Annotated in this window: 16 protein-coding genes; 6 read left to right on the top strand and 10 right to left on the bottom strand. The window is 33.8% G+C overall.

All coding sequences use genetic code 11. From position 1 onward, the window contains the following. Positions 1-376: 376 nt before the first annotated feature. The 6 genes from BM319_RS15140 to BM319_RS15115 all read right to left on the bottom strand — a co-directional run bounded on the left by BM319_RS15140 (position 377) and on the right by BM319_RS15115 (position 12,689). Positions 377-1,462: a toxic anion resistance protein gene (locus BM319_RS15140; RefSeq protein WP_069034881.1), complete on the bottom strand. Its 1,086-nt coding sequence runs from the start codon at positions 1,460-1,462 to the stop codon at positions 377-379. Positions 1,463-1,476: 14 nt separating this feature from the next. Further along, on the bottom strand, positions 1,477-3,096 hold the full coding sequence (locus tag BM319_RS15135) for a YceG family protein (RefSeq protein ID WP_069034882.1): 1,620 nt from the start codon (positions 3,094-3,096) through the stop codon (positions 1,477-1,479). 23 nt (positions 3,097-3,119) lie between these two features. Further along, positions 3,120-3,326 carry a helix-turn-helix domain-containing protein gene (locus BM319_RS15130; protein ID WP_254664621.1) on the bottom strand — a complete coding sequence of 69 codons (207 nt, stop codon included), beginning with the start codon at positions 3,324-3,326 and terminating at the stop codon, positions 3,120-3,122. Between the two features lie 193 nt (positions 3,327-3,519). Continuing rightward, on the bottom strand, positions 3,520-4,098 hold the full coding sequence (locus tag BM319_RS15125) for a TerD family protein (protein ID WP_069034884.1): 579 nt from the start codon (positions 4,096-4,098) through the stop codon (positions 3,520-3,522). A gap of 34 nt (positions 4,099-4,132) precedes the next feature. Continuing rightward, positions 4,133-4,726 (bottom strand): TerD family protein, encoded by a 594-nt coding sequence (locus BM319_RS15120; RefSeq protein WP_069034885.1) that lies wholly within the window; start codon positions 4,724-4,726, stop codon positions 4,133-4,135. Positions 4,727-5,342: 616 nt separating this feature from the next. After that, the gene (locus BM319_RS15115) at positions 5,343-12,689 is read right to left on the bottom strand and encodes an Ig-like domain-containing protein (RefSeq protein ID WP_091023457.1); all 7,347 of its coding nucleotides are present in this window, start codon (positions 12,687-12,689) and stop codon (positions 5,343-5,345) included. Positions 12,690-13,019: 330 nt separating this feature from the next. On the opposite strand from BM319_RS15115, the gene BM319_RS15110 reads away from it, so the two are divergent. The 6 genes from BM319_RS15110 (at position 13,020) to BM319_RS15085 (ending at position 19,620) form a co-directional block, all read left to right on the top strand. After that, positions 13,020-14,240: a HupE/UreJ family protein gene (locus BM319_RS15110; protein ID WP_069034887.1), complete on the top strand. Its 1,221-nt coding sequence runs from the start codon at positions 13,020-13,022 to the stop codon at positions 14,238-14,240. Positions 14,241-14,258: 18 nt separating this feature from the next. After that, positions 14,259-15,290 (top strand): permease, encoded by a 1,032-nt coding sequence (locus tag BM319_RS15105; RefSeq protein ID WP_254664622.1) that lies wholly within the window; start codon positions 14,259-14,261, stop codon positions 15,288-15,290. A 16-nt stretch (positions 15,291-15,306) separates the two neighbouring features. Beyond that, on the top strand, positions 15,307-16,239 hold the full coding sequence (locus BM319_RS15100) for a TIGR03943 family putative permease subunit (protein ID WP_069034888.1): 933 nt from the start codon (positions 15,307-15,309) through the stop codon (positions 16,237-16,239). A 27-nt stretch (positions 16,240-16,266) separates the two neighbouring features. Then, positions 16,267-17,118, top strand: coding sequence for a hypothetical protein (locus BM319_RS15095; protein ID WP_069034889.1), 852 nt, complete (start codon positions 16,267-16,269; stop codon positions 17,116-17,118). 207 nt (positions 17,119-17,325) lie between these two features. Continuing rightward, positions 17,326-18,966 carry a copper resistance CopC/CopD family protein gene (locus tag BM319_RS15090; protein WP_069034890.1) on the top strand — a complete coding sequence of 547 codons (1,641 nt, stop codon included), beginning with the start codon at positions 17,326-17,328 and terminating at the stop codon, positions 18,964-18,966. Between the two features lie 30 nt (positions 18,967-18,996). Next, the gene (locus BM319_RS15085; protein ID WP_091023454.1) at positions 18,997-19,620 is read left to right on the top strand and encodes a YcnI family copper-binding membrane protein; all 624 of its coding nucleotides are present in this window, start codon (positions 18,997-18,999) and stop codon (positions 19,618-19,620) included. 583 nt (positions 19,621-20,203) lie between these two features. On the opposite strand, the gene BM319_RS15080 is transcribed toward BM319_RS15085, so the two are convergent. The 4 genes from BM319_RS15080 to BM319_RS15065 form a co-directional block, all read right to left on the bottom strand. After that, complete coding sequence (locus BM319_RS15080) at positions 20,204-20,773, bottom strand: manganese catalase family protein (protein WP_025569244.1); 570 nt, start codon at positions 20,771-20,773, stop codon at positions 20,204-20,206. 15 nt (positions 20,774-20,788) lie between these two features. Further along, the gene (locus tag BM319_RS15075; protein ID WP_025569246.1) at positions 20,789-21,052 is read right to left on the bottom strand and encodes a spore coat protein CotJB; all 264 of its coding nucleotides are present in this window, start codon (positions 21,050-21,052) and stop codon (positions 20,789-20,791) included. 2 nt (positions 21,053-21,054) lie between these two features. Further along, positions 21,055-21,261, bottom strand: a complete 207-nt coding sequence (locus BM319_RS15070) for a spore coat associated protein CotJA (RefSeq protein ID WP_029715400.1) — start codon at positions 21,259-21,261, stop codon at positions 21,055-21,057. 109 nt (positions 21,262-21,370) lie between these two features. Continuing rightward, complete coding sequence (locus BM319_RS15065; protein ID WP_091023452.1) at positions 21,371-22,852, bottom strand: flavin monoamine oxidase family protein; 1,482 nt, start codon at positions 22,850-22,852, stop codon at positions 21,371-21,373. Positions 22,853-22,898: the final 46 nt, after the last annotated feature.

Genomic DNA, 22,898 nt, shown 5'->3' with positions numbered 1-22,898 from the left:
TTTTCAATCATTAATTATACTAAAGCGACTTTTAATGTCAATATATTCCCATCATTGTTACAGAACTTTCAGAATTATCCACTTATCAGCTTTAATTATTTAATTAAGTGCCACTATTCTTATCTTCCATTTATTTACAACACTATGTACTTTAGCATTAACTTTTTATTTCATCTCATTATATTATAATAACATTTTTTTAACATAAAAGAATCAAAATTTGCTAAAATGGACCTCCCCATTATAAATAAGAAGCATTAATTAATTAGTATTAAGTAAATAGTTAAGAGCCTTTCAGTTAAAACACAATAAAAACAAAAGTCAGTAGCTGAACGGCCACTGACTTTTAAAAACTATCGAAAAACCCTTAATATCTTTACTTTCCTTGCTTAAGCTTAATGTAGTTTTCTTGTAGCTGCTCTAAACGCAACTTACCTTGTTCACGTTGAATTTTATTTTCTTCTTCAATCGCTTTCGTTTCTTGCATACCTTTCATAATGATATTCCAAGTTTCTTCCATCGTCTCGATCTTAATGCTAGGAGCTCCTGATAATTTAGCAATATCTACACTTTGCTGTGAAATTGTATTGGCATTACGTAATAATAGTTCGTTTGTTCTCTTATCTAACTCATTCATTGATTGAGCTACTAAATTTTGTCTCTTAGCTGCTATTGCATTAATTAATGCAGTTTTAAATATTGGAATTGTTGTTACAAAGGCTGAGTTAATTTTACCAATCAGTTTCGTATTACCACGTTGTAATAAACGAATTTGCGGAGCTGATTGATAAGCAACTTGTTTTGCCATTTCTAAATCGTAAGTACGTTGTTCAAGTAACTCAATCGCATTTTTTAATGAATCCAACTCCATCATAGCAAGTTGATTACCTGATCCAGCTCGTTCAGTTAAAGCAGGAAGCTGTGTTTTTAACTCTTCTGCTTTCATTTCTGCAGCTACAATATATTTTTCTAAGTCTATATAATATGCTACGTTTTGCTCGTAAAGTTGTTCTAATGTATTTGTAGATGTTTTCATTTCGTGTTCATACTTTGTAATTTCTACATAGACTTTATCAATTTCAGTACCCATTGATTGATATTTATCAAATAATTTATCAATTAACTTTTGACCACGATTAAAAATTTTTGAAAGAAACCCTTTTTCTTCTGCAAAATCTTTCGCATCGAAGCGGTCCATAATTTTCCCTAATTGTTTTAATAGAACGCTAGATTCTTCCATACTTGAAGCCTTAATTGTATTTAATATTTTACCTGAGAAGGTTGAAATTTCAGTTGCTGGTTCTTTCCCGTACTCCAATAAAGCTATTTGGTTTTTATGATCTATTGAACTAGCTAAACGGTGTACCTCAGGTTCATTTCTTAATTGCAATTTCATATCATTTGCATTCGCTTGTAAAATTTCATCTTGCTTTTCTAAACTAGTAAGTGTATTTATCGACATTTTAAGTTCCCCTTTTATTTAACTATTTTTCTAAATAGATTTTTAATTAGTGACTGTCCTGATGCTCGCAACACTTGAAATTCAGTATCAAAAGTAACTTCATCTAGCCAATGGGAATCGAATAATTTGTCATCTACAAATAATTCGATATCATTCTGACCCGTAGGATTAAGTAATACTAGATCCACTCCAAACTCATTTAATAATAGCAGTAGTGCTGCGTCGTTTCTATTTAGTTCACCATCTCTTTCTGTATTATAAATAATTAATTTTGGAACTTGTTGGGTGTAATCAAACTGTTGAAGTAATCTTAATATTTCATTTGGTATATTCATAGATTGGCTAAATAAAAATAGTTGTGTCTGAGCCTTTGTTTCATTTGGTAATAACTTAATATTTGCTCGGTCAACATATCTAGATATAGCAGAAGCTAGACCAAACTGTAATCCGCTTGGAAGTTCTTTATATCTCCACCAGTTACTAGCCAACATCTTATGGGGGTCAAGCAGCCCGTCACGTCCTAAAGCATTTTGATAATGATATTGTTGGTTGCCTTTAACTAATTGAGTAAATGGAAATTTATCTATTTTAAGGGTTAAACTGCTTTCAGTTAGTTGGCCAACCTTTTCCCAATATTCACGGTGGTTTTTCGTCACACCTAAAATCTTCATAAAGAAAACCGGTATTTCAACACTATTGTCTTTTACTTGAAAATTAGGACGTAACATTGCTCTTTCTTTATGTAAAATGAAAAGTTCATCAAAGGTTGTTTTTAACGTAATTGATCTTGGAGCATAATTTCTAAATTGCCATGGTTTAAATAATAGTGAATCCTCAGTATGCAATAATTTCTCAATTTCCTTTGTTGCTCTATGAGCAACTGTACTCTTCCTAACTGGCTTTTCTAGTGGAAAAGGTACTAAAGATGTCGTTGAAGGTAGTATTTTAATTCCGTCGCTATTAGTGCCTAATAAATGCGCTAATAAATCTTTACCTTCAGGGTGAAATATAGCTACATCAAACCCTAAAAGGATTAGTAAGTAAAGGAAATAGCTTTCACTTAACGTTGTGTCACCATACCATAAGATCAGTGGAGAACGATTAGGAAAACCCTCAATCCATTCATTTACATGGTTATGCAACCATTTCACTAAATCAACTATGATCCTTCTAAAATTGCTATCAAGGAATCCATTTTTTTGTGAATCTTTAAAGGTAGATAATACAGATTTAATTTGCTCTCGAATATGTATATGTATGTTCTGATTTTCGTGCTTCGGAATTAATCGCTCACCTTCAAGGAATGCAATTAGTCTGTTCACTGACAATCCATTTTCAGCAGTATTTATTGTGACTATTCTTTGAACTGCTTGCAACATATCATTCGAAATTGTCTTGTTTAAATCATCGCTTAATAGAATGACATTTAAAGATTCGTCATGTGCTAGTTCATATAAGTTTTCAAAATACTCGTCTTCATCAATGTTTGTTCCTAAAATTCGCCATGCAATTTGATTAAACTGTATGGTTTCACCTTCTACTTGATAAGATTGTCTTAATTTCAAAGGTTGTTTCAAGATACTCAACCACTCATGTTGATTAATATCTATTGCTTTTGGGTTGATCGCAGACATATAGATACTCCTTTCCGATGTTATTATTTCATTTTTGGTTGTCCGAAAACTGCTAACATACCTTCACGAGTTACTACCCAAGAGGAACCAAATTTACGTATCGTACCTTCTGGAAAATCATTTATTCGTTTCCTTAATGTTGAGTCATTGATCCCCCATTCTTGACACGCTTGACGCGAACTAAGTAAACTTGGATCATTTAAATTTATCGTATTACTTTGTTTATTCAAAATCCCACCCCGAACTTCCAAATAATGCAACATTACATTAGAAAAACTTTTTAAACTTAAATTACAATCTAGTACATCTTTAGAAACTTTTTTTCTAACATCGCATTTTCTAAAGATGTACTAAACGATAATAAAGGGGAAATATAAACACTTTCCCCTTTTAACTATTAACCTACTTTTTTGTTAAGTAAAATTAAGCGTCTAAGCCGTAATCTCTAACTAGTGAAATTAAACCGCCTTGGTAGCCGCTACCAATCGCATTGAATTTCCATTCGCCGTTATGACGATATAATTCACCAACTACTACTGAAGTTTCTATTGAGAAATCTTCACCTAGGTCATAACGAATTAATTCTTCACCATTCGTTTCATTTAAAATACGAACATAAGAGTTGCTGACTTGTCCAAAATTTTGGTTACGTGCATCAGCTTCATGAATCGTAATAGCAAATGCGATTCTTTCTACTGAGGCAGGAACGCTTGTTAGATTAACTGTAACTTGCTCATCGTCACCATCGCCAGCACCAGTTCTGTTATCGCCGTGGTGTTCAACTGATCCATTTCCACCTACTGTATTGTTGTAAAATACGAAATCTTTTTCAGTAGCACATTTACTAGCTCCATTTAATAAAAATACTGATGAGTCTAAGTCAAAGTCATTGCCGCCACTGTATTTATTAGTGTCCCAACCTAATCCAACAACAATGTTCGTTAAACCTGGATTTGTTTTCGTTAAATCTACCTTTTGTCCTTTTAATAAATTTACTGTCATTTTAAATGCACTCCTTTTCAATTATGTTTTTTATTTATTGAAAACGTTGAACAATTTTATCTAATGCTATATCTTTTGTTCCCTCACCAACTGCAGAGAACTTCCACTCCCCATTATGGCGATAAATCTCACCAGGGTATAAGGCAGTTAATCCTGAATAATTTTCAGTGATATTGTAGTTTACTAACTCTGTGTTTGCAGACTTGTCTACTACTCGAATAAATGCGTTTTTAATCATACCGAAATCTTGCTTACGTTGAACACAAGCATAGATATTTACAACAAATACAAGTTTATGTACATAAGATGGAACCTTATTTAAATTAACAAATACTTGCTCATCGTCACCGTTGCCATCACCTGTTAAATTATCTCCAGAATGAATTACGCTACCGCATAAACTTTTTTTGTTTCCAAAATAGATTACATCACTTGCACTTCTTAACTTGTCATTTTCATCTAACATTAAAACAGAAGCGTCACAGTCAATGTTTTCTTGTTTACCAAATCCGAAGAAACCACCACTTTTTTTCACCGGATCCCAACCTAAACCTACAATTAAAGAGGAAAGTCCCGCTCTTCCTTTTGTAAGGTCGACTTTTTGACCTTTTTGTAAAGAAATTGCCATATGCTATTAACACTCCTTATCATGTATTAATCACGCTTGCGTGATTTATATTTTCATATTATCATATAAACTTTGGAAATACTATCAATAGCTTGGTGTTTTATGGAATATGTTACAATTTCTTGTCATGATGGTGAGCTTGTCTTGAGTAGTCTCGTAGATCTTCTATCCCTTAATAGAATACAAGTTCAATTGAAGTTGAGTGGCCCTACAAATAAGGAGTCTATATGTACTTATAAACTGTGGACTGCAATTAAATTCTGAAAATCGCAATTAAAAATACCGAAACTGCAATTAAATTCCAAAGAATCGCAATTAAAATTAAATATTACCCATACCAGTTAAGGTATTACTAGATAAATGGTAGCTACTTTTCAATGGAAACCTTGCAAATATATTCCAACTCTTACTAAATTCGAATAAAAGTCTGTTAATTTCCTATAAAAAGAGCAATGATTTTAACTACAATTGATAATCTCAGCTGGATACCTCCCACTAAGCGAGGCATCCACATTATTTTTTGAATTAAAAAGGGGGCCGCCCTCATGTCAGTTATCCTGACTTATGAGACAGCCCCAATCTATTCCAGTACATTTTACCGATGAATATTATCTTTTTAAACTTTATTGAATTTGACAACAGTTATAGTAGTCGTAGGACTCACATTTCCACTCTTATCCGTAGATGTTATTGTTAAAATCGTTCCAGCTTTTAAGGTAGAATTAATTGTAATCGTAAATTTACCACTACTACTAGCAGTAGTAGTTACTTCCCCAAATTTATTAGAATCACTCTTAACAACAACTACAGATCCTGGTTCAGCTGTTCCTGTAATAACGTCAGTTTTATTCGTTACCGTATTAACAGTTGGTGCTGCTGGAGGTGTTTTGTCTATTACTGTTACTTCAACTTTTGCACTACTATTTCCTGCTGAATCAGTAGAAACAATTGTTAATACTGTTCCAGCTAATTGTTTTGGAATTAATACGTCAAAACTTCCATTACTATTTGTCTTTGCTGAACCAATAGCTTTATTTCCTACAGAAACGATAATTGTCGATCCTGCTTCGGCCGCCCCAGTTACATGTATGTCAGAATCACCCACTACATTAACAACTGGTTTGATAGGAGCTGTTTTATCTACTACAATTACTTCAGTTATTGAACTATTATTACCTGCTTTGTCTGTTGAAAAAACTGATAATATTGTTCCTGCACTTTGTTTTGAAGATAATAAAACAGTGAAGTCACCATCTTGATTTGTTACTGCTTGACCTAGAATGACAATCCCTTTTGAAACTGTGATTGTTGTTCCCGGCTCTGCTTTTCCTGTTACATAAGTACTATTGTCTTGTACTTCATTTACGACAGGAGCATTCGGTGCTGTTTTATCTACTACAATTACTTCAGTGATTGAACTATTATTACCTGCGTTGTCTGTTGAAACAACTGATAATATTGTTCCTGCACTTTGTTTTGTTTCTAATAAAACGCTGAAGTTACCATCTTGATTTGTCACTGTTTGACCTAGAATTACGATGCCCTTTGAAACTGTAATTGTTGATCCTGGCTCTGCTTTTCCTGTTACATAAGTACTATTATCTTGTACTTCATTTACAACAGGCGAATTTGGCGCAGTTTTATCACTTACGATTACTTCTACTCCGTCGCTTTCATTGTTTGCTGAGTCAAGTGCTGTTACTACAATTTTCGTACCAGCTACTTGTTTTGTAATCTTTATTTCAAAGTTTCCAGTATTATCCGCTATTGCATTAGCAATTTCATTACCATTTACTTTTGCAATTACTTTTGCTCCTACTTCAGTTGTACCGGTAATTTTCTCATCTTGATCAGAAATAGCATTCACTACTGGAGCTTTTGGAGCAGCAGTATGAGTTCCAACTAATTCTTTCGTATCCCTTACTCGTATACGATTTCCTTCTGAGAATTTACCTGCTAGACCAGTTGCTTCTAACGTATCCCCAATATTCAAGTTTGGTACAGGTCCGCTTTGGTTTACAACGTATCCATCTGTGAATACCAATGTTGGTCCTGAACCATCATCAATCACATAGGAATTATCGTCATACTTAGAAACGACTTTACCAGTTACTTTAACTAATTGACCTTGATTTTCTTCATTATTTGAATCTTTTGTACTGACAACCTTTGCTTCGACTGGGGTTCCTTTTCCTAGCTTTACAACGCTCTCTGTAAAACTACCAAACTCTAATTCGAAGTTATTTTCAAATATTTTTATATGACCATAAATGCGTATCTTATCGCCAACTTGTAAACTTCCTGCTGGCACATCATTAAAGGCCATAATTCCACCAGTATCATCTTGAATATAAGCAGCGTCAAAGAATGAAATTGCTGTAACAGTTCCTTCAACAACTGCGTTCGTACCTTCTGTAAGCTTACGAGCATCACCAATTGACTTTACTTTGGTATCAAGATGCGCTAACCAGTTTACAACGTTTACTGCAAACGGGTCATTTCCTTTTGGATTATAAGTTTGATCCATTTGTTTATCATTAAAGATATTCATACCTGAAACGAATACTCGACCATTACCAACTTGTTCAGAAGCAATAATCGGAATACTAGATCCACCAGTAACTTGATCTAATGCTGGACCATTTTTCCCATTAGATGTCTGAACATTATATTTTACAGTATCTGATTTGATAGTAGATATATCTTGGAATGTAGACTCATTCCCTTGAGCTAGAACTGTAACAGTATCACTGTCAGTTAATGGCACTTTATTGCCCGAACCATCATTTTTAGCTAGACTTGATCCACTATAATACTCAATCGTTGGAACAAAATCTGTTAATGTTGTTTTTTGATTTGGTGTTGGGTGTAATCTAACTGCATAATTAGCAGTCAGTGGTGTTCCCCAGAAGTTACCATCATGTGTTTCATCAAAAATTCCATCATTGTTCACTAGAATACTTGATCCTACACCAGATAAAATGCTATTTATGTTTTGATTTGTAGCACCAAAGTTACTCTTTTCTGTCGTCAATAAAGAACCGCCATTTTTCACGAAATTATTAATATCAGAAATTTCACTAGCAGAATATGCTGTAGCTGGATGTGTAATTACTAATACGCTAACATTCTTTAATACTTGCTCTGTAAGCGGTGAAGAATTTTCTGCTACAGTATAGCCTTGTTGCTTCATTAACGTTGTAAATAATTTAAAGTTATCTTTATATGTGCCTGTGTCTTGTTTCGAGTTCTCATTATTGTGAGATCCATCAATCATAACAACTTTGTTTAATGGAGCTTTAATTGTAAATGATTGCTCGTATTTGTTATTACCAAGATCATGTCCATCAGCTGCTGATAAAACAACAATGATCTTATGTGTACCTGGAACTGGATCCGTCCATGTAACACTAGCACTTGCTGATGAATTTGATGGAAGCGAATCGATTGAAGCATCTGCAATAAAATGATTAGCATCTATACTATCATAATAGAAATGAGCAGTTACTTGTTTAACATCTAATGATCCTTGGTTACTTATTCCCGCTGTTAAATTAGCTGCAAGTCCACCAATAATCGCGCCATCTTTTGTCGTAACATCACTAACTTTTACTGCTAAGTCTTTTTGTTGTGACCAAATTGGTGAAGAGTAAATTTGGTCGCCATCCTTTTGTGTAACTTTAACAACGAACCATTGTTGTCCGCCAACTACAGTAAAGCTTGGCTTCCAATTAAATGAAGTTGAATCGTTTGTTGGAACATATTTGTCTACTACTGTTCCATGATTTGTAATTAATTCTACTTTAGCGATTGCATCGTTAGAAGCAGTTTTAATATAACTATAATCAGGATCACTAGCCTGTTCTAAAACTGGGTCTTTACCTGAAATATTAAAATCTAACGTATCAGTATCCACTGTTGATCCCATATAAAAGCCACTTGCAGATACATCTAATGAAAAGTTTGGATCCTCTGACATATAAACACGTCTGTTTTTCATTGCATCAAGTAGAGCATCTTGACTTAAATCTTTTGCTACGATTACAGTACGTTTTTTGGTTTGACCCCATGTTGCATCATGGTTATCTTCACCATAAGTTGGTGCAACATGCCAGCCGATATCAAGCGCACCATAGTAGCTATCTTCTGCGTTCGCATAAGAGTATTTTCCTGATCCATTCCCTACTTCAAGCATTGTAAATAGCTTGTCTAAATTTTTGTTATAAGGGATGAAGTTATCAAAGGCATTTGCAGACATTTTTGGATGGTTAAATTGAGCAACGATATTGTCATATGTTAATACCCATCCATAATACTTTTGTAAATTTTGATAAGCGCCACCATCTACAACACGATCAATGAAATTTTCAGTTCCGAATACATTTGAGTGACCCCATGTAGTTGATGTCATTTCAAAAGCTGGGAATACAACAAATTTACCATCTTTTGTATACTGTTTTGCTAAATCCTTTGTTAACTGCCAATCAGTGCCACCTGTTCTCTCTTTAAAACCTTTATGATCAACAGTATCTTTATTAACAAGATTTGCATCGATATCGTGAGAGTGATCCGAGAATGCAAAGAAATCATAATGATACTTTTCAGCAGCTTTTAATGCTTCTTCAGGAGTACCTGCTGCATCATGTGAAATATTCGTATGGTTATGTGTCGTTCCACGGTAATGATTCCCACCAGTAAATCTTTCTGTAACTGTGAATTTCCATGTAAAGGTAGAAGGATTATTTAATTTATCCTTTGCAGACACTGTTATTGTATGCTCACCTTCAGTTAATTCATTAGCAGTTGTAAGATTTAATTTAATTTCTGTATCAGTAATTGTTGCATTTGAAGTTTTATCTTGACCATCGATTGAAATAGTTGCTGACGAAAGATTGATTCCACTTGGATCATCCATTTTCACAACGATTTCAGGATGTCTTGAATCAGTTTTATCACCATTTGCAGGTAACTCATTAAAAAACTTAGGACCATCCTGATCATCTACTACATTCACTTCAAATGGTTTTGAAGAACTACCTACAGCTTGTTTGCCTTCTGCATTTTCCGCCTCAATATAATAGTAGAAATTTCCTTTTGGAACATCTGCTTCTAAAATTTTTCCATTGTAATTAATATGGTCTGCAGTGTCCATGATTACTGAATGATAAGAAGTCTCGTTTTCTCCTTTATAATAAAGCGTAACTGAATCTGCGTTCTTTGCAGTCGCATTAAACGAAGCGTCCATTCCTATATAAGCTTTTGTAATCGGAGTATGAGTTAACACTAATTGACCTTTTACATCATTTGCGTTTCTAGGTATAAGTAGATATCCACTAGTAAAAGGTGCAGCTTTTTTATACTGATTAACAATACCTGTAAAAGTGTAAGTCTGACCTTGTTCAATATTCCCTAGAGATCCTTTAATACGTACGATCGCTAAATTATCGCCTGATTCATCGCTTACTGTAATATCATAATTTGGACCATCTGATGGAATATTTGTTACTTTTCCAGTGAATGATACTAATTTGCCTTCAGTTTCTTCATTTAACCCACCGATTGTAATATTTGTAGTTGCCGGTAAATGATCATTTCCAACAAAATGAATAGCTGTTGGAATAAATTGTGTCATCCCCGCCGTAAATACTACTCGTCCTTCAATGCTATATTTATTTCCTGCTTGAATCGTAGTAGAAGGATTCAAATGATTAATAACATTGATTGCGCCTGCTGAATCTTGAATAAAGAAATTTGTATTCACATCGCCATTAGGGAGATTATCTGTAGTCGCTACTCCCTCAATTGTAGTTGAGTAACCATTGTTGATTGGAAATCCTTTTTCATCATTTTTTCTTAAATCACCAATTGAAGTAACTGTTGTTGACTTACCAGCCACATCTACTCTCGTGTAACCGCTTTCTTTTGGAGTAGGTTGTGCAGAATCCGTTTCCGTTAAGAAGATAGATGTCTGATCACTAGAGTCTTCAAAACTTAATGTAAAAGAGCCATCTGCAGCTGCTGTTACTTGTTGCCCGTTTGTTAATTTGCCTTCATTCTCAAAATAAGCTTTTACAGTAGATGAAGCAGGTACTGATTCAGCTTGACCTGTTACAGTTGCTGTACCATTAGATTTTGTAAAAGTTATTTTAGATCCATCTGGAGAAGACATAAATTTTGAGTTATGAACAGCCATTTCATCAGCATAGTTGGCACTTGATGGTTTATTCAGTACGAAATCTTTTGAAGGGTCTTTTGTAAACCAACCGTTTCCAATTCCGTATGCCGAACGTGGGTCTGTCCCAATATTTGTTTTACGTTGAATCGTTCCTCCACCAATTGTAGAGTCCGAAATTGGACTTCCCCAATATAAAGGATTTTTATAAACTGCTGTACCATTCGTAAATGCTAATAAATCAATTGCATCTTGATCATCAACACCTGTTACAGCTGTCGTTTTCTTTGCAAGTACTAAAGCGCCCCCAGTTGAACCACTTGGATTTAACGTAGTTGTTACATCTGGAGTCACAGGAAGCGCTTGTCCTGTCGTACCTGTACTACCTGCTACTAAGAAGTAACTATGTGCTTTAATTACACCGGATAGTGGTTGCCCTGCACCAAAGCTCATTGTTGATGCCGAAGTATAAGCAATTGACCAGCCTGTTAAATTAATATTTTTATCTGTATTATTATAAAGTTCGAAAAACTTTGTTTTGTAGAATGCTCCCCCATTACCACCATTTACATAGATTTGACTAAATACTACGTCACCTGGTGAAATACCTTTTGGGTTTTCAGTTGGACCAGAGTAGTTTACTGCAGTTCGATCACTAGGAGCTTTTTCAGCTTCCTGAGCAACTAGATTAATGACTGACTTCGATCCAGGATTTGCAAATGTTACGTTAAATGAACCATCTGCTGCAGCTGTTGTAGTTGCTACTACAGTATTGTCATCAAAATAAACATTTACAACCGCATTGCTAGCCACTGCTCCAGCAGTACCTGATACAGATGTATACGAATTATAAGAAATTTTTGTAGTAATCGGAGCAGCTGTTTTCTGAACGACAGAACCCGAGAAATTTACTGAAACTTTATCACTTTCAGCTTTTCCAGTTTCTTGTGCAGTAACATATACAACCGATTGTGAGTTTGTAATTGTAGCAGTAAATGAACCATCTGCTGCAGCTGTAGTAGTACCAGCAAGTTTATTATTATCACTATAAACCTTTACAACGGCATTACTTGTAACTGCTCCAGCATTTCCAGTTACTGTTGAGTTTGTAGAATAATTGATTTTTGTTGCGTCAGGTGTAGCGGTTTTTTCTAACGGTGTTGATCCTGTTGCGTCACCGTTAATAACGATATCAGCAATACGACTTGTACCTGTTGTCGTACTAAAATTAGTACCGTCATTTTTTGCAGCTAATGTTGAATTGACGATCCATCTTAAATAAACTAAGTTCTTATCGTTTACCTCACTTGGCAACGCTACATTATTTAGCTGTCCCCCACTTGCCCATGTAGCATTTCCAATTGAAACAGAACCATTAGTTACATCAGCCCATGTAGTTTCATCCAAACTATATTGAAGCTTGAAATCTTTTGGCCCCGTTGAAGAACTATATTGTTTAGATGAAAGAGTTATATTTTCGTAGTTTTTTGTTGATAATGAAACTTCCCAATATGAATTATTATTTGACCACGTATTTGCGTTAATAACTGTATTTCCAGATGGACCGGCATTATAACCAGTAACTTTGGAAGCAGTGGTCGTTATATTACTATTCATATTTTCAGGTATTCCAGCTGATGGTGTAGTTACTTGTCCATTGCTAAAATCCCATTTCGCTAAAGTAGTTGTAGTGGCTGCTTTAGCCATTTGTGGACTAATTGTTGATAATAGCAATAGTATCGTTGCAAAAAGACCAAAATACCTTTTGTACTTATGCATTATTTTGTGCATGAAAATTTCCCCACTTTAATTTATTATTTCTAATTAACCAAAACCTTCTTTCAAAAACACAAGACTATTTTACCATCGAGTTATTTCTAAATAACCAAAACCTTTTCTCGCAAACACAGGACTATTTTACTACTGGGAAATAATTACAGAATTCTCTCCTCTCCTCATTTGAATTTTAGTTAACGCCAGTTAACTATATAATGTATATCATAGAAAATTCTACAATACTAGTCTAAATATACGAACTCTTTACAATTTAAATACAATTCTGTAACATTTACTTTGTACGATAACTATGTCTTTCTTACTTTTATTTCCCGGAGGAAACAAATGAATAATAGTATTTTTTACTTACCAAAAAATAGATTCAGTCGTGCTTTTCCCCTAGTTTTCTGCTTTCTCATTTTTTTTAGTACATCTTTTCGAACTGCAGAAGCTCATTCATTAAGCGCTAGTTACACTACATTAAATCTCTTAAAATCAAAAACTACAATGAACTTTGCATTAGATGAAGTCTCTGTCATGGAATTAACAGGCGGGGATGTTAATAAGAACGGAATGTTAGATCCAGATGAATTTGAGGCAATAAAGAATAAAATAGAATCTACGCTCCAGAGCAATCTAATTCTGAAAATGAATGGCGAAAAACAAAACTGGACAAAGGTAAATAAATTGGAGCTTAATCGTAAAGGTGATGCTACTCAGCTCATCCTTGAAGTTGATTATCCTGCAATCCAACCTTCACAATCTATTAGTCTTGCTGATCATTTGTATGAAAATGATAAAAATACTAGTACGACCTATGTTGATTTGTTGAAAGTGAACTACGGCAAAGAAAATAGTACTGCCGCTCTTTCAGATCAAAGCCGTGCTTGGTCTATGATTCTTAGTGACAGTGCTTATGAGGGATTAAGCAATCATCCAAATAATATTCAACCTGCACAACAACAGCAACAGGCCGTAATAAAAAAAGAATCCAATTCGGATTCTTCTACAAATACTTCATCTAAAGGATGGGTTACATTTTTAAAGCTTGGTATGAACCATATACTTACCGGTTATGATCATTTGCTATTTTTACTATCACTACTAATTGCAAGACAAAGCTTTAAGCAGTTTGCTAAAGTAATTACTGCATTTACAGTCGCACATAGTTTAACTTTAACACTCACTGTTTTAGGGATCATTTCAATTCCTTCTTATATTGTCGAACCTGCAATAGCACTTAGTATTTGTTACGTAGCAATTGAAAATATATTCCGTAAAAACATTGGTCATCGTTGGGTATTAACTTTTATTTTTGGATTAATTCATGGAATGGGTTTTGCAGATTTATTAACAGCTATGCATCTTTCAAAAAGCGAATTAGCAGCTGATTTAGTTAGCTTTAACCTTGGCATTGAAGTGGTCCAGCTTTCGATTGTACTATTATTATTACCACTATTAACTCAATTACATCGCTCAAAGTATTCGAGGAATGCAATTATTTCCACATCTACGATTGCTTTTATATTAGGTGGAATTTGGTTATTTGAACGCGTCATATCTTAAACAGAAAGAGTGAATCCTTTGCGAAGCATTGCTACTGAGAAACAATCGCCAGTCAATTCAAATCGACATTTTCTAATCATTATTTGCTTACTATTTGTATGCCTATTATATATTTCATCTACAACAGGATTAAGTTCAGTTTTTTCAACTACAAAACTACAAGTCTTTAAGATGATCTTTATTAGCATTATTATTGAAGCTCTGCCTTTTATTTTAATTGGTGTATTCGTTTCAGCGATCCTTCAGGTTTTCGTTACAGATCAAATGGTCCAACGATTTATACCAAAAAATCCTTTATTAGGTATAATCGCAGCAAGCGTGTTAGGCATCATCTTTCCAATATGTGAGTGTGGAATGGTACCTGCTATTCGTAAACTAATAAAAAAAGGAATGCCATTGTATGTTGCGGTCACTTTTATATTAGTAGGACCGATTTTAAATCCAATTGTATTTCTATCAACATTAACAGCTTTTCGTAATCAACCAACCGTTGCATATTATCGTATGGGACTTGCTTTTGTAGTTGCACTAATCGTAGGACTGATCGTTTTTCAATTTGTTAAGTCAAATCAGTTACGGGAACAGGTCGATCAAACGAAGCAAGATCACCACCATCATGACCATAAACACAATACTGCTTCAAATAATAAATTCATTGCAATCGTAGGCCATGCAGTAAATGAGTTTTTTGATATGGGAAAATACTTAGTTTTCGGTTCGATCATTGTTGCTCTACTTCAAATTATCATTTCTCAAAGCAGTTTAATTGAATTGGGAAAAAGTGGTCCATCAGCAAACTTCCTGATGATGGGATTAGGCTTTATTTTATCTCTTTGTTCTACATCAGACGCCTTTGTAGCTCAATCACTTCAAACAATTTTTACAAAGAGCTCTTTAGTTGGATTCATGGTTTTTGGGCCAATGATCAATATTAAAGGGATCCTGATGATGCTAGCTGTTTTCCGATCTCGATTTGTTTTATTACTTAGTACACTAGTTTTCATTTTTGTTTTTATTGGAACGCTTGTTTTACAGTCTATTAATTTATAAAAGGCAGTGATCTATTTTGAAAAATAAAATCAATTCGACTTCGATTCATCATTTTACAAAAGCTGTTATACTCTTAGGACTTGCTGTCTATATTTTTCAATTAACACTTACAGACGAGATCCTGCAATTTATCGTACCGGAGCTTGTCATTTATGTAAAAATTGCAACTGTTATTCTTTTGGGTGTCTCAATCGTTCAAATCTATATAGCTGTTCTCTCATTAAAAAGACATGTCATTATTTGTGATTGTGGTCATGATCACAGTCACGACCAAGTTTTTAGTCATGAGCATCATCATTTTTTAAAAAAGTCAGTCGTAAAAGACGTTTTTATTTACAGCCTATTTTTATTCCCTCTATTACTCGGATATATTTTGCCAAACCATGCGAGTTCTAGTTCGCTTGCTAATAACAAAGAAATGAATTTTAAAGGACTAGCTGTTCAGGCTTCTTCGAATGGTCAGGCTGTTGAAGTGAAAGGTCATGAAGACCCTGCTTTAAAAAAAATGTTCAAAACAAATGTGTATGATCAAGATTACGCTAAACTTGGAATGTTACTGTACAAACAGAGTACAATCGAGATGAAGGACAAGTGGTTTATTGAAAAACTACAATCAATGAATACATTTGTCGACAATTTCCAAAATAAACAAATTAAAATTAAAGGTTTTATCTATAGAGACCCTAAGTTAGCAGGTAATCAATTTATTATTGCAAGAATGGGTATGACTCATTGTATAGCCGATATTTCACCATTTGGTATTATTGCAGAATCAACCGATTCACAGCAATTTATGAATGATTCTTGGGTAACAATTACTGGAACAATCGGCAAAACAAACTTTAATGGTCAAACAGTTATTAAAATAAACGTTCAACAATCAGAGCCAGCTAAATCTCCAAGTGTTCAATACGTGTATCCAGATTGGAACTTTGGATCAAAGCTGTAGCTTTAAAATTAATTTAGAGGTGTTTATATGGTATTAAAGTATGGAAGTCTTTTCTTAGTACTCCTTCTTACGTATTATAGCTTTAATCATTTTTATCGAAATAAAGGGAAATTTCCTACTACTTTAAAATCAGTTATCTCTTTATTAGTCGGTGTATCTTCAGCTACAATTAGTTTCTTAATCATGTTAAATACAAATTATAATGTACTACTATCGATCATTCTCAATCTATTACTAGTTTTATTATTTTTGTTTTTATCGAAAAAACTATTTAATAATGGCATTACTGAAATGTTAGCGTCCTTGCTCGGTGCATTTGTAGGGACTATCATCGGATATATGACATTTAGTTCAAGCATAAGCGTCGTTATTGTGGATATTCTGTTTATAGTTTTCATTTATCTATTATTATTTTTCGTTGATCGAAAGCTAGTTTCAAATTTAAATCAAAAAAATAAGATTAAGAGAGATCATGCAAAATCATCAAACAGTACTGTAGTATTAACTTCAATCCTACTTATTTTGGTCATCATATTTACTGTTAATATGAATAAAGTAAAAGTTGGTGTAATTGGGCAACCACAAAAGCAAGCTGCAAAACAAGATGATCAAAATGACCTACAATACGCAACAATTCACGTAACGCCATCAGGTTTTAGTCCGAAAAATACAATCTTTAAACCTGCGACAATGACTAAAATTATTGTTGAAGTTGATCAAGATGCCGGTGCCAATGCAAGATTAGCCTCTACTGACTTAGGTATAAACATTCCGTTGAAAACTGGAAAAAATATTCTCTTATTAAATAATCCATTAAAAGGAGAATATAGCATCTCTTTGGAGCCTTCTAACTCTGTTGGTAAGTTGGTTGTTAAATAAATAATTAATTAAGAAAAATCCACAAGTAATTGGTTTTACTTGTGGATTATTTTTTTGTATAAAGCCTAATACACCGTTGAATAATCTTACTATCTAATCCAAATAAAATTTTAAAATTTATCACATTTCTATCACAATTTTACTTTAGAATTTAGAAGTTGTTTTATTTTCTAATTCACTCTAATAGATATGAGGTGACATAAAAAAATGAAAATCCGAGTTATAGGGTTTTCTTTCTTACTATTATTGATTGCTGCTACTTTATTTCCATCCTTAGCATCAGCACATGCTTATATCATCAAATCTACGCCTTCAGAGAACCAAGTTTTTATGAATTCTCCTCAACGTATTCAAATACAGTTTGATGAATCAGTACAGTCTGCATTTCATTCTTTACAAGTTTTAGATGAATTAGGTAATCGAGTTGATTTGCAAAATGGAAAAATAAATAAGGAAAATCATTCAATTTTAGAGGGGAACTTAAAACCTAATTTACCAGATGGAAATTATCATATTGCATGGAAAGTGATATCCAGTGACGGACATTCAGTAAACGGTGTAATTCCATTCAGAGTTGGAAAGGTTGATGGTTCATCAACGATTTCCAATAAAGCAAGCCAATCCTTACCAAACACAGACGTAATGGGAACCTACTGGATTGAATATATGAGTTTACTTTTATTTGTTGGACTCTTATTTTTTTGTTTATTCGTTTTCAAAAGCGATCAGAAAAATAGAATGATTGCCTTTAAAAATTCTAAAGCTTTATTGTTAATCTTCTATTTTGGAATTTTATTTAGTATTCTGTTCAGCCTTTTGGTTGAAACAAAAAACTATGCAAATGGTTCATGGCAAAGTATTTTCCACAAAGATTTGTTATTGGAAACAGTAAAGAGTACGAAATTCGGAAATGTATGGGTAATCCAACTTCTTCTGCTTATTGTTTTAGCTAATTCGTTATATATGGCATGGAAAAGTGAGCAAAAATCTTCATTTTATTGGTGGTTAAGTGCTTTATTGGTTAGCTTTTTCTTACTAATCTCAAAACCTTTCATCGGTCACGCATCAATGCAAAATGATTTTTTACCAATTTTGCTTGATTGCATTCATTTACTCGCGGTTTCGATTTGGCTAGGAGGATTAATTGGAATCAGTTATTTACTTCCTAAAATTCAAAAGAAACATGAGGGAAATGAGAATTATTGGAAAACCATTCAAAGATATTCTATTTGGGCGACTATATCTGTAACTTTACTTATAGGAACAGGAATTTATGCAAGCTTAAAGTATGTACCTAACTTTTATGCTTTATTACATACAACCTATGGCAAAGTTTTATGTGGAAAAGTTATCTTATTTGTTATCATGCTAATTTTAGGGTTTATTCATTTTATCAAAGGAAAACGTAGCAAAAATAAACTAGGAAAGTCAGTATGGCTTGAAATAAGTATAGGAATCATCGTTCTAATCCTAACGTCCTTATTAACAAACCTACCTACAGCAATGGAATCCCCTGGTCCTTTTAATGATACAAAGCAAAATAAAGGATATTCAATTTCATTGCATGCCACTCCGAACATAGTAGGTAAAAACACATTTAAAATAAATATACGTGACAAAAACAATAAACCTGTGTCTTCTATCCAACAAGTCACGCTTACCTTTAAAAACACGGACATGAATATGGGAACTAACACAACTCAAGTTAAAGAAACTTCGTCAGGTGTTTATGAAACGCAAGGATTTTTTACAGATATGGCAGGTCATTGGAATGTAAAAGTCCATATTTTAACGAATTCCCTCGATTCAGTAGATGCAGATTTTAAATATATAGTAGGAAGTAAATAGTTAATCACATTCAAAGGAGACTAACAAAAAATGAAAAAATTCATTTCAAAAACGGCTAAAATTATCGCTTCAGCGTTCGCAATGACAATGTTCTTTACTGGAATTGCGAGTGCGCATGTTGTAGTAAATCCTAAAATTTCAACCCCTGGTGCTTGGGAAACATACACAATGAAAGTACCATCTGAAAAAGAAATAGCTACAACAAAAGTTACACTTAAAATCCCTTCAAAATTTGAATTTGTTTCATATCAACCAATCCCAGGATGGAAGTTTAGCGAAACAAAAGATGCAAACGGTGTTGTTAAGTCCGTTACTTGGAGTGCACAAAATGAAGGTATTTTAGCGGGACAATTTCAACAATTCGTATTTATGGCAAAAAATCCAGACGCTGAAGTAAATGGAGCTTGGGACGCATACCAATATTATAAAGATGGCAGTATTGTTGAATGGACTGGTGACGAAAAATCAGAAGCACCACACTCGATTACGAATATCGTAAAAGATACAACTGTTAAAGGTGAAACTGTTAAAGCTACGGAAGTTAAGAAATATACGGAAAAATCAAATTCAAGTAATACTTCTTTGGTTATGTCAATTGTGGCAGCTGTTCTTTCATTAATTGCTTTATTGGTTGCGATTCTTAAGAAGAAATAAGATAAAATGAGGGTGTCCCAGAGACCCCTCATTTTTTTAATGCTTATGATGTAGCGAGTTGAGGCTCAGCTACAATTGAGTTTGTTAGAATAGCAAATAAATGAAGATATGCTGCAAATAAACAGTGGACTGCAAATAAAATCTGAAAATCACAATTAAAATTGACAAAAGTGCAATTAAATTTTGAGAATCGCAAATAAATTTGGCAGAACTGCAATTAAGCTCAGATGAATCGCAAATAAACTCTACAATTACCCATACTAGTAGAGGTATTATGACCTTGAATACACTAAAAAAGAAGTTCATTTCAAATGGAAAACTAGCAAATATGCTCTGTAGAATAAAAACTTGATAAAAATCGGCTAATTATCTTTAAAAAAGAACAATATTATCAACATAAAATAATAAGCACTGGTGAAATACCTTGCGCTTTAGCTATATTACAATAAAAAGATCGCTTATGTGGTAGTAAACTGACTTATGAGACCTCCCTTTTTATCAACCTTTCCAAAATTTTTATAAAAAATTAAAACCTGTTCCCGATAAGAATCAGGAACAGGTTTTGTATTATATATTAACCAATTTAAAAAATCTTCCGCTGTTGTCGATCATCTTTCAAAATTTCCACGGCTTCTCTAAATCTCTGAGAATGAACAATTTCACGTTCTCTTAAAAATCTTAAACTATCATTTAAATCAGGGTCATCAGAAAGATCAATGATCCATTGATACGTTGCCCTAGCCTTTTCTTCAGCTGCAATATCTTCATACAAATCCGCAATTGGATCACCTTTTGCTTGAATATACGCAGTAGTGAACGGAACTCCATCTGAATTATGGTAGAACAATGCACTATCATGAGATGCATAATGGGTATCTAATCCGGCAGCTTTCATTTGGTCTGGAGTTGCGTCTTTTGTTAGCTTATAGATCATCGTAGCAATCATTTCTAAATGAGCAAATTCCTCTGTTCCGATATCTGTTAAAAGTCCAATAACTTTATCTGGAATTGAATATCTCTGATTTAAGTATCTTAAAGCAGCTGCTAGCTCACCATCTGCTCCACCGTATTGTTCAACTAAAAATTTGGCAAGCATAGGGTTACAAGTACTTACTTTAACTGGATATTGTAGTTTTTTTTGATAAACCCACATAAATATTCCCTCCTTCTATACCTGCCATGGCCATGGGCCTTTATGCCAGTTCCAGTTTTGATCTGAATAACTGCCACCAAATTGATATAGTGGTCCATATTTTGATTCGAAATTAGCTTCGATTTGTTTTTTATATTGGACGTATTGATTAAATTGGTTAATTGCATTTTGATCACCTGGATGAGTATCTAGATATAAAGTTAGTTCTACAAGTACGAAATCAACAGCTTGCAGTTCCTCTAAATCCTGATAATACTCTGGAGGAAGTTGCTCAGTCATTTTTAATCCCTCCTAGGTTTATATGGATTTTCATAAAAGTCATAAAACACTTTCCATAAAGTACCTTTTTTCAATGCCTCTTTGTATGAAAATTGCTCTAGTCCTGGTGGCTGAAATCCTAAATATAAGTGTGGAGGTGTAGAGTAATATTTTGTACCAATTGGTGGACACGGGTCATTTGGTCCATGAAAAACATTCCATGATTTCACAGGGGTAAATTGTAGTCCTTGATTACTTTCGTTCAAACTGATCACTCCCTCAAATAAAAAGACATCCACTATTTTCACTATATTCAACAGAATTATAAAAAATGAATTTTTATCGTTCAACGAAAGATCGGCTATTTACTTCAAAAGCGGACCGAATGCCTGATTCGATTGCCCCTTCTATCCATGCAGGCGCAGAAGATGTATGTTCACCAGCAAAATGAACTCTCCCCTCAGGAGTGGAAATATAAGGCGTTAGCTCTCTATTTTGTTCTGGCTTGAACATAGAAAACGCTCCCCCAGAATATGGATAAAGAGCCCAACTATGCGTGTAACCTGTAATAAATTCTGTATAAACTTGATTACCATGGATCGTGGCCAAATTACTTAAAGCATTCATTATCCGATCATTTTCTGACATACTATCCCATATCAGTGCATCATCTTCCCATGTATAACTAGCTAATACGATTCCCGAACCATTTTTACCATTACGATTACTTGGATAATATGCAAATCGGATAGGTAAATCTGTGGTTAATTTTCCACCTAATGTCCCATCTTTTTCCCAGAATCTACTTTTAAACTGAAGTCCAATTTTAGTAGACGGAACATAGTGTAATTCTCGTATTGCTTTCCATTTATCATAAGAAAATGAATTTCTTGGAACCACTTCTATGAAGTTTAATAACGAAAAGGGGATAGTAATAATGGCATAGTCAGCAGTAGTTTGATAAGGCAGATGGCTTGTATAATGATCTGAGTGAATCGTTACTTGATTATTTTCTTGCACAATCTTATTCATTTTTTGTCCAAAGAATAGATTATCCTTCAATTGTGTTAAAAACTTTTTAGGTAGTTGATCATTTCCACCTGTAATCTCATAAAACTTAATTTCCTTTGAAAATAATACAATGAACTCTCTTAAAATAGCCGTAAAGGCAAGCTCAGGAAAACCTTCCATCCCTTGAAGTACCTTTACTTTCTCTACAGCACCAAGCGACAAGGGTGTTCCGATTGGATTATATCTTAAAAATGAATCCATCGAATGCTGATCATAATTTTCAATAATAGTTTTCCAATTTTCATCTGGGTTTTGTTTAATAAAGTCCATTGCGGACTTTAGCGATCTTTCAATTAACTGGTCAACATTTACCCCTTTTTCATTGGCTGCTACACGATAACCTAAAATATCAGGATTTTGCTCATATTGCTTCTGAGTTGTTTTTATCCCGTTAACGAAGATAATATCCTCTGACTTCCCATTTACAAATTCATTTACGTTTAAGTTGAATTTTTTTATATATTCAAGTACAAGCTTGTGATTAGAAGCAATACGCATTGCACCCAATTCTAAGTATTGATCATTAATAAAAGGTGCTCTCTTCGTATAAATCCGACCACCTACTCGACCATTTGCTTCTAAAATCGTTACTTCATGTCCTGCTTCCTTTAATAAAGAACCTGCTACTAATCCTGAAATTCCCGCTCCTACTATAACAATCTTTTTCGGATTATTTGTCCGCTCTAGTCCATTTTGTATTAAAGTAACCATTTCATCCTTCGATAAACGCCTACCTGATGTACTATTCATGTTCCCTCTCCTAAAAAATTATTTTAGTTCATAAGATTTTTATTCG

This window comes from Bacillus sp. UNCCL81 (genome assembly GCF_900112535.1).
GTDB lineage: Bacteria > Bacillota > Bacilli > Bacillales > Bacillaceae_G > Gottfriedia > Gottfriedia luciferensis_B.
Note: the sequence above shows the minus strand (reverse complement) of the source record. Positions and strands in the feature narration are given on the sequence as shown.